Annotated in this window: 11 protein-coding genes; 3 read left to right on the top strand and 8 right to left on the bottom strand. The window is 54.1% G+C overall.

Features of this window, described 5'->3' with window-relative positions; translation table 11 throughout:
* Window positions 1–151: 151 nt before the first annotated feature.
* Window positions 152–2,122: a hypothetical protein gene (locus tag HKK55_RS10795; RefSeq protein ID WP_169354653.1), complete on the top strand. Its 1,971-nt coding sequence runs from the start codon at window positions 152–154 to the stop codon at window positions 2,120–2,122.
* An 86-nt stretch (window positions 2,123–2,208) separates the two neighbouring features.
* Window positions 2,209–4,119 (top strand): hypothetical protein, encoded by a 1,911-nt coding sequence (locus HKK55_RS10790; RefSeq protein WP_169354652.1) that lies wholly within the window; start codon window positions 2,209–2,211, stop codon window positions 4,117–4,119.
* A 155-nt stretch (window positions 4,120–4,274) separates the two neighbouring features.
* On the opposite strand, the gene HKK55_RS10785 is transcribed toward HKK55_RS10790, so the two are convergent.
* The 4 genes from HKK55_RS10785 to HKK55_RS10770 form a co-directional block, all read right to left on the bottom strand.
* The gene (locus HKK55_RS10785) at window positions 4,275–7,271 is read right to left on the bottom strand and encodes a hypothetical protein (RefSeq protein WP_169354651.1); all 2,997 of its coding nucleotides are present in this window, start codon (window positions 7,269–7,271) and stop codon (window positions 4,275–4,277) included.
* Between the two features lie 135 nt (window positions 7,272–7,406).
* Entirely contained in the window at window positions 7,407–7,847 is a 441-nt protein-coding gene (locus HKK55_RS10780) for a YqaA family protein (RefSeq protein WP_169354650.1), read from the bottom strand.
* A 3-nt stretch (window positions 7,848–7,850) separates the two neighbouring features.
* Window positions 7,851–8,297, bottom strand: a complete 447-nt coding sequence (locus tag HKK55_RS10775; RefSeq protein ID WP_169354649.1) for a DUF411 domain-containing protein — start codon at window positions 8,295–8,297, stop codon at window positions 7,851–7,853.
* An 81-nt stretch (window positions 8,298–8,378) separates the two neighbouring features.
* A complete protein-coding gene (locus HKK55_RS10770; protein WP_169354648.1) occupies window positions 8,379–8,834 on the bottom strand; it encodes an SRPBCC family protein in 456 nt (151 codons plus the stop codon).
* Between the two features lie 314 nt (window positions 8,835–9,148).
* Here HKK55_RS10770 and HKK55_RS10765 point away from each other — a divergent pair, with 314 nt between their 5' ends.
* Window positions 9,149–9,577, top strand: coding sequence for a hypothetical protein (locus HKK55_RS10765; RefSeq protein ID WP_169354647.1), 429 nt, complete (start codon window positions 9,149–9,151; stop codon window positions 9,575–9,577).
* A 58-nt stretch (window positions 9,578–9,635) separates the two neighbouring features.
* On the opposite strand, the gene HKK55_RS10760 is transcribed toward HKK55_RS10765, so the two are convergent.
* The 4 genes from HKK55_RS10760 to HKK55_RS10745 form a co-directional block, all read right to left on the bottom strand.
* The gene (locus HKK55_RS10760; RefSeq protein WP_169354646.1) at window positions 9,636–10,787 is read right to left on the bottom strand and encodes an acyl-CoA dehydrogenase family protein; all 1,152 of its coding nucleotides are present in this window, start codon (window positions 10,785–10,787) and stop codon (window positions 9,636–9,638) included.
* A 3-nt stretch (window positions 10,788–10,790) separates the two neighbouring features.
* Complete coding sequence (locus HKK55_RS10755; RefSeq protein WP_169354645.1) at window positions 10,791–11,897, bottom strand: enoyl-CoA hydratase/isomerase family protein; 1,107 nt, start codon at window positions 11,895–11,897, stop codon at window positions 10,791–10,793.
* A 151-nt stretch (window positions 11,898–12,048) separates the two neighbouring features.
* Window positions 12,049–12,762: an HPP family protein gene (locus HKK55_RS10750; protein WP_169357831.1), complete on the bottom strand. Its 714-nt coding sequence runs from the start codon at window positions 12,760–12,762 to the stop codon at window positions 12,049–12,051.
* Window positions 12,763–12,941: 179 nt separating this feature from the next.
* Window positions 12,942–13,157, bottom strand: a complete 216-nt coding sequence (locus HKK55_RS10745; RefSeq protein ID WP_336604609.1) for a type VI secretion system contractile sheath small subunit — start codon at window positions 13,155–13,157, stop codon at window positions 12,942–12,944.
* Window positions 13,158–13,235: the final 78 nt, after the last annotated feature.

Here is a 13,235-nt window from a genome sequence, read left to right as displayed (position 1 = left end):
CTAGAGCAGGCCAATTAGAGAAGGGAGCGATAGTTTCTGGAATTGATAGGTAGTTGGCAAAAATTTCATATGGCGTCGAGTCGTATGATTGCTTGGCTTTTGTCCAGAACATTCGTAATTAACTTCAGCTTGATCTCGAGGGATTAATGTCATGAGTGCAACATTATCAACTCCTGTTGCAACAAATGTAACAATTCTCGGTGAGGTGACACCTGGCGGAACCGTCCGCGGCAGCTATTTCTATAGTGGTGCACAACCGGAAGGTGATTCAATTTATCGATGGTATAGAGATGGGGAAAATTTTTTGATCTCTCTAATTCTGGATTATTTAATTACTCCAGAGATGGCTGGCAGCAAATTAAGATTTTCCGTTACGCCTATATCATCTGAAGGTGAAGCCGGAATAGAAACCTTCTCGCCGGAGATGCCCATTTCAGATGGCTATCAAAATATTACAGAAGAGGAGAATCGAAATAGCTTTATGTCTCAGCGCGGTCACCACAAACACCATACCCCAGATCCCAAAGACAAGATGTGCATTGCCAGTAACGGTGCACTTTCACTAATTAGTGGTGAAACGCAAAGTGTCCATGTTAGAGGTCGTGCTGGTTCTGCAGGTGAGCCTCCTCAAGAAATACGACAGTACTTGAAAAATAACCCGGCCACCCAAATGTTTTCAACTGAGCTTGATTTTGGTGCGCTTGTTCCCGTATTGGGCAGCACGAAGCGTTTGCTTTTGTGGGGGGTCAATATGGCTAACATTCCTCCTCAGCTTGATCTGAATAATATCAGGTCTGTGTACGGTAACCGTACTGCGGTAGCTTTTATCTATGACAATCCAGCGCCAGGGAAAAATACGATTGGAGCATTTGGGAATGCCGTAAATGGTGGGGTAGTACCCACAGAAATTCAAACAAAACTGTTATTCGACCCTCCCAAGGCAATCTATGCAACCGAAAATGCATTTGCCGTATTAACCAATAGAGGGAGTGTCTATGCTTGGGGGAGTCCAACAGGTGGCGGACAGATCTCATTGGCCGCCGAGAACTATCTAAGAAACTTAAAGGTCGAACGCATCATAGCTTCTGCTAGTGCCTTTTGCGCCATTGGACCTGAGACGATTAACGACCCTGATATAAAACACGTTGTACCTTGGGGCGATCCAAACGGTGGTGGTTCCATCTCTGCTCAAGACATTACGTACATCCTTGATCAGGATGGCGTGGACCAAGTGGTTGCCAATCGCAATGCCTTTTGCGCCATTACTAAACTGAGAAAGCGAGCAATCAGCTGGGGTAGTGCTACCCATGGCGGCACAATGAGCGAAAGCGCCAAAAGACTCGCCGCAGGAGGCAACATATTGTTATGTCGGGGCTCTACCTGGGCATTTTGCATGGTCAATAACTCTGGCGTTTCCGAATCATGGGGCGCTGCCGGCTATGGCGGAGGGTCTCGTGCAGACGGCACCGAGGAGGAAAACGATGCGGGAAAAGTGTTTGAGAACAGTGGTGAAAAACAACGAATCGAAGCGCTTTTCAAGGAAATGAAGGTCAATGACTGGTACGAACAACGGCTGGTTAAAAAGCCTTACACCTGTACGTGTAGTTCGGACCCTGTTCCTGGAAGTAACTTATCTGAAGTGATAACCCCCAATGGGGTAATAAATTTTTACTCCAATGATGCCAGCTTTTTTATGGTGGCGAAGGAGACGGATGGACGAACCAAGGATTTGTTCAGTTGGGGCCAGGCAACAGGGGGGGGCGTCATTCCACCGAATATCAGACAAGTACTGATGGCCAGTCAGATAACAGCTGTATTCTGCACTAATGGGGCCTATGGGGTAATAAGCACCCAGGGGTCTATAACAGGCGCCGTCTCTGTTTTTGGTGGCGGTATAGATCAGCAGGATGCTGGGATAATTCCAGTTGAATTGGAAGAGTACTTAAGAAGCAATGTGAAGGGGCTTTACGCCATTATGGGAATGCCGCCTGCACACCCAGGCTACGCAAAACCTCCCTCAGCCTTTGCAGCCAGGTGCGTAAATGGAGAGTATGTCATCTGGGGGGGCGGAACATGGGTGATTAACGAGTTATTTAAGCCAACTACTACCCTGGAATTTTGAGGGGGCGCTGTTTTGTTCCTCGTTTTTTGAAGAATTTGGCCAAGGGATCAATAGTTCAACGAGATTGCGTATCCGGAGAATAGGTCATGAATAAGACGAAAGGTGAAACCTGTAAGGCTGCCCCTATTGCAAATGACGTGGAGATCGTTGGTGACGTATTTGTAGGCGCTACCGTTCGCGGTTTCTATAGGTATGACAGTAACGGAGGTAGCCATGAGGGACTTTCTCTTTTTTACTGGCATATAAACGGCGAGCGGGTGTTGGACGAAGGGCAACTGGATTTTAAGATCCACCCTGGAGACGACAGAAAGTTTCTGCAGTTTTCAGTCATTCCAGTGGACTCAGGTGGTACGCAAGGTGTCGAGTACTTCTCGCCATATTATGAAATACGCTCAGGTTTTCAAGGTATCTCTGACGAAGAGAATGAGTGGTGTTATTTGAAACAGCGTGGGAATTTTTCATTCCATGTACCCGAACCCTCAGACCGAATATTTGTTTCTACAGGCGGTGTTTTTGCACTGCTTGAACCTTCTACTGGTGATGTTCATTTAGAGGGGCAGGTAAATTGGGGGCTGCCAGTTCCTCCAGAGATAATAAACTTCTTAAAGAATAACAAGGCTATTAAATTATTTTCTGCAGAGTTTAGCTTTGCCGCATTGGTGAACGTTGGCTCTACCAATCAGCTCTTGTGCTGGGGTAATACGGTTCCCGTCAATCTGCCACCTCTGCGGGGGATAAAATCGGTTTACAGCACGCGAAGCGCGTTTGCGTTCATTTATGATAATCCTACTCCAGGGGCAGACTCCATTGGTGCGATTGGTCCACTGAATAACCCGGTCTCGACGATTCCCGCAGAGATCCAACGAGAGTTGTGGTTTGATCCACCCGAAGCCATTTATGCCGCCGACGATGCATTTGCTGTCCGTACTACGAACGGCAGGGTTTATGCCTGGGGACAACCCAATAATGGAGGGAACATTCCCGCGAATGTCAGGGCACAATTGAATGCGATGCGTGTGACTCGAATTGTGGCGACAGCGGTTTCCTTCTGCGCCATCGACGAGGATGGGGCAATTGCGGTGTGGGGGAGTCCGCTGGGAGGAGGAACAATCCCGTCAGATAGGCTGCTGAGAATTCTTGATGATGGCGGCGTACAGTCAGTCATTGCTGCGACCACGGCATTCTGCGCCATCACCAAAAACAGGAGCAGAGCTATCAGTTGGGGCACTGCGGGTGAGGGCGGCGATATGTCTGCCAGCGCTGCTGAGCTAGCGGCGCGTGGCAATATCATTCTCTGTCGTGCTGCCCGATGGGCGTTTCTTATGGCCAACAGCAGTGGCCAGGCCGAAGCGTGGGGCGCACCGCAATACGGCGGTGCTCCGCTCACGGCTCAAGAAAAAAACGAATATGAGGCCGTATTCAAGGATGCCGAACCCGTGCCAGGCTATCCTCAGCGCCGCAATGAAAAGAGCAATACGCAAAGACGCCGTAGAAATGTCTCGTCCAGTGCCATTATTGTTGATGGCAATCTCACGCTGTATGCCAACGATGTCAGCTTCTTTTTGTTGAGCCGTCATGATGATGGACGAACCAACGCCATCGTGCTGACCGGCTTGAATACCCATGGCGGGACAATGAATCCAGCATTGCGCCAAACATTGATGGCGAGCTTGATCCGTGATGCTTACTGCACCAATGGTGCCTATGGAGTCATTACCACCCAAGGGGGGACCCAGGGAGCGGTTTCGGTATGGGGCGCAACCTTGGCGATGGAGGATGCCGGCGAGATTCCTGTTGAGCTGGCGGAGTACTTGCGCAGTGGAGTAACGGAGCTGTATTCGATCAAGCGCTTTCCGTACGTGGTCCTTCCACCGCCACCACCGCCCATACCTCCGCACAACGACCCTTCTTTTGCGGCCCGACGGGTTGATGGTACTTATGTGTTATGGGGGGGGAATGTAAGGAACCAGTATTTTGATCCCCGGAAAGCAAAATAGACGGTATTCCCTCGCACATCATCTACCCGGCAGAAAACTAACCCGCGCATGTCGCGGGTTTTTTGCGCAGTGAAGAAAGGGCTAAAAGAATGAGGCAAACAATTCACTTGTTTGCCTCATTGTTGATACCTATGGACTAAACACTGCGTTCTGACTCACTTTACGCGGGGCACTTCTCGAATCTGGATTTGATCCATGAAGAATGTGGTGGCCGCACTGACTGAAAAGGTAATTCTCGCGACCTGGGTTTGGGTGGGGGGGGTAGCAGGGGTTGTAAAAATATGGCTGAACCTTTCCCAATTTCGCTCGGGAGTCACGCTCCTGGGGACCGTCACCCCGGCAAAACCAATCCTGGCTGTTACCTGAGAAAAACTGCCTGTCGTCTTGCAGTAAAAGCTGACTTCATACTGTGTGTTAGCCGTTAAATTGTTATAGGTTTTCTGCACTCCAGGCTCTATGACCTCGATAGCGGTCTTTGAAGCACGCCAGACCACATTTTCGGCACCCTCTATTGCAAGCTCGCCTCGTCCGTTGACGGCATTTGCCCAGCCATTCCAGTTAAAACCATAGAAGTCTGTCAGGTCCCTGAAGTAATCAACTCGAATGCTGTAGAGCCTTGTGGGGAAGGGGACGGCCAAGTCTTTACTCAGGCTTCCACTGAATCCTACCCAGACCTGAATAGTCAGATCTGAACCGTTCATGAGTCTTTGTAGTGCTTCAATCGGCGCCGGAGGCTGCAACCCGGTCAGCGCATCGTCTTCACCCAGTCTGTGGGAAATGTAGGTCATCTCGTTATAGTGATCATCACTGGCAAATGTTCCCCGATACTCCATCCAGATACGACTGTCAGGATGAATGAATGGCCAGACTGGCGTCAGGGCACGCGCACCGCTTATCAACTGAGAGAGCACCAGCTCTGGAGCATTCCCTACGCCCTGGATAAATGGGGTAGGCAGGCCAGTGAGACGCTGCAGCTCCAGGCTCACGATCTCGGATTCATACGGAAAAACTCCGCGCATGAAGCGATACTGCACATGGATCCGGTTTCCCCGCTCGCGAATACACTTGGCTATGACCCCTCGCGGAATAAATGCAGCGACTTCATTTGTACTGGGATCACCCTGCACCTGCGTGGTGTAGCTGCCAATGCCGTCGTCACTCAGCCAGTCGACATAAATTTGATCCGTCAGATGCATCGACCGAAAAATCACCCTCACATAGGTACCCGCTAACACCGCCAGAGGGTTGAGTAGATCCGGGAACGTAGAGGCGCCTTCGATGATCGGACGGTCCAACTGCACGCCTACGCCCACAGTCAGGCTAAGCACCTCTGAACGTAGAATCAGAGGTGGCGTACCTTCGCGTAGCAAGCTGTAACCAATGCGCAGGCTGCCATTGTTGTTTTTGTCGAGAATGTCTCGGCTCACCGGAAGCGGCAACTCCCGGCCGGCAGTACCACCGTTGATAGGGATCGTGCCCTGGAGAGAGCCGCCAACACCCGAGCCAATAATGGTGTAATGAATGACGTCACCGGACAGGGTTCCCAGATAAGTGAATGTCACCACCACCTCAGGCCCTATAATGTCCGCCGGATTGACATTGTTACCCATGACGCCCTGCAGCCTTGCTTGCGGCATATTGGCAATGCGCTCGCCCACTTGCACGCCGATTTCCCGTGACTTACGAACGGCAGTACCGTCGTCAACCATATAGTAAACAAAGATGCTGGCCTTCCCCTTGAAGCGTTGCAAGGTGCTTGAGGTTATCCGGCGAGTACCGCCTGGCGCTCCAGCCAGTTGAGGTTCCTCGTAATATTCACCACCGCCGCTTGAGATTCTTTCCTCCATGACCAGCGTTTCCAGCCAACTGGAATCGTACGGCTCATAGTTGTTGGGGATGTGTGCGAAACAATCTTGATCCGGGTCTATCAACCCCAGCTCAATCGGCGTGATGGTCGGCGCCGGCATCGCCACAGGCGTGCCCACCACGGTCACCGTGATGCTGCCTGACTGCCCCAGGACTGCTCCGGTGCTGGTATGCCACAGGTAGGAGATCCTGAAGGAACCACCGATCATCTGCTCGATGATCTCGACGGGGATTGGCACGCTTTCGCCCCTAAGGTTTCTGTCTTCTACAAATGGCAATACGAACGTCTTCGAAGAACCATCTGCCAGCGTACCAAACACGGTGACAGTGACTCGGTAACGCGGACTGGGTGTGGGTGTTTCCCGTTCGAGATCGACCAATACGGTGAATTCCGATTCACTATGGGTATCCAGATCAACGTGGTTGGTTTCCTCCCAGTTAGCCAGGAAAATCGGTGCATTACGCAAGCTGGGGTCCAGCTCACTCTCCAGAAAGTATGGTTTGGAATACTGATACTTTTCCCCGCCGGAGTAATTGAGCACCACGTCCTGCACCCGGAACCGGATAGTCGTCCGTCCAAGGAGGCTACCTTGCAAAATCACGGTTTCACTGACAAACACCCGTACCTCTCTGGCGGCAACCTCGTCGGGGGTGACTCGGTGATGCACCTCAATACCGTCCCAGCGAAGATCAATCAGATCATTTTTGCGCATATGCTCATAGAAGTTGATGACGCACCACAGCCCGCCCCGGATATTGTCCCGATCAATGGTTGAGCCCTCTGGAAAACCCACGACCTGCAGGGTTAAACCAGTATGCCAACCGGGCTCGCCAGGCTCGGGGTCCCGGCTGAACCCTCCCGGACGGTCGGTCTTGATCAGAATGAGCCGCTCCACGGATTCACTGGGCGTACCCGAGCCGACACGCTCGACGCGCCCCTTGATCCAGACCTCACCCCTTGGCACGTTATGCTCAAGAACATGCAGGGGATAGCGGTTCTCTTGCGTCAGCACCGTATCGCCTGCCACTGGATCGACCATGTCATTGAGGTACAACAAGAAGGAATCGAAGAGATTCCAATCAAACCAACGTTCAAACAACCATGTGGCATTGGGGAGTATTTGGCGAATGCCTAAGCCGTAGTAATAGGGCTCATCCGGGAATGCACTCAGGTCAACGTGGGAGAATCTCGAATAAGGATCCTCCAGATCCGAAAGCCGGCGAGGGATATCGCCAGGAACCGGAGTCTGGTCACTGCTCTGGGGGGCAATGGGGGGCTTGGACATGGAAAATGCTCCTTGCTGGAAAGAACGCGTCAGGTGAAACGGCGCGTATAGGCAAGGGAAATAGGACGCTGGGTAGGGCAGAGGTGTCTAGCTGTTAGAATTGACAGTGGCGACGAGTGGTGCGAAGTCCGGCATTCAGTGCCCTGTAAACTGACTCACGGCAAACAGTGCCAGGATCGCGTATCGAGCGCCCTTGGCCAAACTCACGATCAACAAAAAGCGCCACAATGGCTCACGCATTACACCCGCCACCAGCGTCAGCGGATCACCAATCACCGGCACCCAACTGAGCAACAGCGTCCAATGCCCCCAGCGCTGGTAATGGGCACGGGCTTTCTCCAGTTGCGCTGTGCTGACCGGAAACCAGCGGCGGTCCTTGACGCGCTCAACCGAACGCCCCAGCAGCCAGTTCACCACCGAACCCAGCACGTTGCCGAAGGTTGCTATGGCCAGCAGCAACCACAGGTTGTAATGCCCGCTGAGCAGCAGGCCCACCAACACAGCTTCCGATTGCAGTGGCAACAGCGTCGCCGCTCCGAAGGCGGCGAAAAATAACCCCAGGTAACCCGCCAGCATCAATCAGTGTGCCGGGTAGTCGGCGATCACTACGTCTTTGCCATCACGGGTCAGGCCGATGACCTGATAGGCGTCGCTCATGCCGTCCATCTCCATGCCCGGCGAGCCCATGGGCATGCCAGGTGCCGCCACACCCAGCAGGTCGTCGCGCTTGCGCAGCGCCAGTACTTGCTCGGCAGGTACGTGACCTTCAACAAACTTGCCGTCGATCACAGCGGTATGGCACGAGGCCAGACGCGGGGCTACGCCCAGGCGCTGCTTGACTTCGCTCATGTTGGCTTCGACATGGTCATTGACCTTGAAGCCGTTGTTTTCCAGATGCGTGATCCACTTTTTGCAGCAGCCGCAGTTCGCATCACGGTGCACATCGATCGGGATCAACTCGGCGGCCTGGGCCAGCGTGCTCATGAACAGGGCCGTCAGGAGGGTCAGGTGAAGGGTGGTTTTCATCGGTTATCTCATCAGGCGCGGGACAATAGATGGGCATTCTCCCTAATGCTGGTCAGTTAAGGAACTGTAGGGCCGATTTTGTCAGGTGGAGGACGTTTCCAGGCGCTGCTTGAGGCGGTCCAGGGCCGTGTTTGATAACGCGACGATGCGCTCATGCAACGTGGTCAGCTGTAACTCTGTTTCGTAGGAAAGGACGCGTTTGAACAAGGTTCCACCGCCATGCTCCTGCAAGAAGTAGTGAATACAGCCATCCACAGCCTGGGAGGTGAATACGGTCTTGAACTCCTGCGGGCGCGAGGCGACTTGCACGCGGTAGCTCATGGGCATACGCACGCCCAGCAAGTCGATAATTTCGGTGAAGCGGTGGCCGACCGGCAATGAACCACTGACGCCAGTCTCGGCACTCAGTGATGTCGGGTGCCACTCGTGCCAACGATCCGGCTGGGTCACGTAGTCGTAGACGTCTTCGATGGGGGCCTGGATATAACGTTCCTGAGTGATCCGCTCAAGGCGGATCGGGTGCTCAACAGCGTGCATGACACACCTCCTGTGTGGCGAGACTGGGCACTAGGAGCTGTCAGAATAGTCGTACTCCCGAACAACGCACGGGAGTCTCCGGGTATTTTTCAGTGGGCCTTGATCCAGCTCCCTCGGTCGGGTCAGTAGGTAAGCGGTACACGCACACGGAAAGGAAGCCAAGCCTGGTGGCAGCGATGTAAATAACAAATATAACTAAAAGAAATTAAAAAAAAGCCTTTTATTGGCTGTCAACTCTGACAGGTTTTCTTTCTTGGTTTTTGTAGTTCAATAGACTTTCTGTCATTCAAAAAATCAACAGCGTGGAGGTTGAAATGTCTAGAGAAAATCACTTGCCAATTGAAAGTCCGACTACAAAATCAACGGGAGAAATGAGCGGCGGAATATTCGTTGGATGCATATATGAAAGGCTCTTTAAAGCGAATGCCGTTTACCTCGAAAATCTTTCGACCCTCATCCAGATATACGGCATAGAAAAACCAGAAACGCCGGAGTCTTCTGTGATTTTGCTTCAACTGAAACCGGGTACAGGGTCTGGTTTGTATCAGTTTGATGCCGAAGAAGTCATTTACTTGGGTTACTACCCGCCTATTTCCGAGGGGCACTACGAGACGACGGGTGGTGCTTTTTTAATTTATTTCGATTCAGAAAGGAAAGCCGTTCATGGGAGGTTTCTGTTCAAGTGCAAGCAAGGCACTATAGAAAAAGAAGTTGATGTGGACTTCAATATTAAAAATGTATAAGACGAAGCTCATCTACTGTTGATCGTTCCCGCCACCGGGAACGATCAACATGGATTGATTAAAGCTGATAGTTCTTCAGTTCCCTGGCAATCACCATCCGCTGAATTTCGCTGGTCCCCTCATAAATCTGAGTAATCCGCGCATCCCGGTAGTAACGTTCTACCGGGTAGTCCTCCAGGTAGCCGTACCCGCCATGAATCTGCATCGCCGAAGAGCAGACCTTTTCCGCCATTTCCGAGGCAAACAACTTGGCCTGTGAGGCTTCTGACAGGCACGGTTTACCGGCACTGCGTAGCCGTGCGGCATGCAGGATCAGCAAGCGCGCAGCGTTCAGGCGGGTTTGCATGTCGGCCAACAGATTGGCCACGCTCTGGTGCTCGATAATGGCCTTGTCAAACTGGACACGGTCTCGGGCGTAGGCGAGTGCCGCTTCAAACGCAGCCCGGGCAATGCCCAGGGCTTGGGCGGCGATGCCGATGCGGCCGCCTTCGAGGTTGGACAGGGCGATAGCCAGACCCTTGCCGCGCTCTCCCAGCAGGTTGGCTTCAGGCACCGTGCATTGATTGAGGGTGACGGCGCAGGTGTCCGAGGCGCGGATGCCCATCTTGTGTTCCGTGCGGTCCACCACGAAGCCAGGGGTGTCAGTGGGAACCAGGAACGCCGAGAGGCCTTTCTTGCCCAGCTCCGGGTCGGTGACGGCAAACACGATGGCCAGCTTGGCCCGTTTGCCGTTGCTGACAAACTGTTTGGCACCATTGATTACCCACTGGCCGTCCTTGAGCTCGGCACGGGTGCGCAGGTTGTGGGCTTCGGAGCCGGCCTGGGGTTCGGTCAGGCAGAAGCAACCAATGGCTTGCCCGCTGGCCAGGTCCGCCAGCCAGGTTTGTTTCTGCTCTGTTGAGCCGTAGTTGAGGATTGGCCCGCAACCCACTGAATTGTGGATACTCATTAGTGCGCCGGTAGCGCCGTCACCTGCGGAAATCTCTTCCACGGCCAGGGCATAGGCCACGTAGTCGACGTAGGTGCCGCCCCATTCTTCCGGAACCACCATGCCGAGCAGGCCCAGTTCACCCATCTTCGCCACCAGGGCATCGTCAATCCAGCCGGCCTTTTCCCAGGCTTGGGCATAAGGGGCTATTTCGCCACGGGCAAAGTCCCGGGCCATGTCGCGGATCATGACTTGTTCTTCAGTCAGTTCAATATCTTGCATGGCTTAGTTCCCGTTCTGGTCGAAGGCGCTGAAGAAGCTTTCGACATGGGTGGCGTCCAGCGCCTGGAGTGTCGGTGGGTTCCAGCGTGGGGTTTTGTCCTTGTCGATCAGCAGCGCACGCACGCCCTCGATAAGGTCGCCCCGTTCAAACCACTGGCGATCCAGATGCAATTCTAGGGCGAAGCAGTTTTCCAGGGTCAGGTGACGCCCGCGCCGGAGCATTTCCAGGGTGACAGCCATGGCCAGGGGCGAGCGGGTTTGCATCAGCTTCGCGGTGCTTAGCGCCCATTCATGACTGTCGGCAACGGTGACTTGTTGCAGCTGTTCAACGATGCTGGGGACATCGGGCAGGGCGAAGAAATGATCGATGGCCGGGCGCAGTGGTGCCAGCGGTGCATTGGGCAGTTGCTGCACGGCCAGTTTGGCCAGAACGCTCTGCAGGTCCTTGAGCGGCGAGTCTTGCCATTTCAATTGGTCGAGCTTGCGGTCCAGGTCAATGAGCCTGGCGCTGTCGAGGTACCAGTCCGCCAATCCGCAATACAGCGCATCGGCCGCGCGGATCTGGGTGCCGGTCACGCCCAGGTAGATCCCCAGCTCACCGGGGATGCGCGGCAAGAAGTAGCTGCCGCCGACATCCGGGAAATAACCGATGGCCACTTCCGGCATCGCGAGGCGGCTGCGCTCGGTGACCACCCGCAGGTCTGCGCCTTGTACCAGGCCCATGCCGCCGCCCAGGACAAAGCCGTCCATCAGTGCCAGTACGGGCTTACGGTAGTGATGAATCATCAGGTCGAGTGCGTATTCCTCGACGAAGAAGTCTTCGTGCAGGCTGTCGCCGCTTTTGTAGCTGTCGTATAGCGAGCGAATGTCGCCGCCGGCGCAGAAGGCTTTTTCACCGGCCCCCCTCAGCACAACGGCATGCACATTTGGATCATCGGCCCAGGCTCGCAAATACCCGGCAAGGCTGCGGACCATATCCAGCGTAATGGCGTTCAGGCCAGCGGGACGATTAAGGGTCAGGTGACCGATATGGTTGCGGACTTCGGCCAGGACGTCGTCCTGAAGAATCCCGGGGCTGCGAGTGGCCTCGGATGGAACCTGAGCAGTCATCTCTAACTCCCTGCTTTTATTGTTCTTTATTAAGATGTTCGCGGACGAACTTTCTCTCGATCGTACCAGCGCAAATTTGCCAAGTACAACGCCGATATGTGCAGGTCAGGTGTGCATTTTTGCAATGCAGACAGCGCCGGCTTTTTCCGGGCTAACGGCGCTCAGGCGCACTTGCCAGCACGGCGCCGATGCTCCTGCGACGGGCATGACGTTCACTGGCCTGGATCAGTTGTTCCAACTCCTGGGGGGTGACGTCAAAGAACTGCTCCATTTCTTCCAGCGCCAGTTTCAGATCGTCGGCGCAGATCGCAGGATTTTCCGCCGACGTGGATACGAAGGCCTGCGCTGTGGGTTCAACTGCGCCTTTAGGGTAGCGGGTGCGCGTCAAATTGTTATAGGCAAGGGCCGTCAGCAGCAACGTACCGGCGCCGAGCATCACCGGCCCGATTTCCCACCATTGCAAGGCGATGGTCGCTGGATCCGCCAGTACCAGCGTCAGCGCCAGCGCCCCGGCCGGCGGGTGCAGGCAGCGCAGCCAGCACATCAGGATCAGCGCCATGCCGGCGGCCAGGCACGCACTGCCCAGTGTTCGCCCCAGGACCCGTGCCACCAGCAGCGCAATCACACCTGCACATAAATAGCTGCCGATGATCGACCAAGGTTGGGCCAACGCCCCAGACGATACGGCAAACAGCAGCACCGCCGAGGCTCCAAGAGGACCAACCAGATGCAAGGCGACATCCATTCCAAACACCTGGGCACAGACCCAGACGCTGAGCAGAGTGCCCAAGGCCATGCCCAGGGCGGCACGACTCCATTCGGCGGGACGGGTGTTGATAGCAGCGGGTAACCAGCGAGCAAGCATTGAAAGACGATCCAGGCGATAAAAAACGGGCAAAAAAGAAGGGCTCATCTGGTTTCCCGGAAAGCCCTTCGAAAGTTCCTGCATTTGGGGGAGGAACCGGCGCAGTGTGCCGATCTGTTCGATTCACCGCTAATGCATATTAATGCAGGTTAAATGCATTAATTTTGCAGTCAGGTCGTTCAGGAGAGGGCGCTGCTGAGCTTTCCCAGAACCTGCTCAGCAGTGTCGGCGTTGAACAGCCGCTTATGAAGATTTTCTCGCCACCCAGGATCGTTGGCCAACGGTCCTTTCAGCGCTACCAGTGCATCACGCAGTTCCATCAATCGGTCCATGTCCGGAACGGGGATGGGTATGTAGCCGAGGTGGGCAGGGTCGGGTAATTGATCATCGGACACGAAACGTTCCTCTACTTTTTATGGCGTTTTTATAGGTATTAACAGTCGGCCCGGCAATCGCAGCGCAGAGTGAGAAGG

The organism is Pseudomonas sp. ADAK18 (assembly GCF_012935695.1).
GTDB lineage: Bacteria > Pseudomonadota > Gammaproteobacteria > Pseudomonadales > Pseudomonadaceae > Aquipseudomonas.
This window is presented reverse-complemented; position numbering and strand designations above follow the sequence as displayed.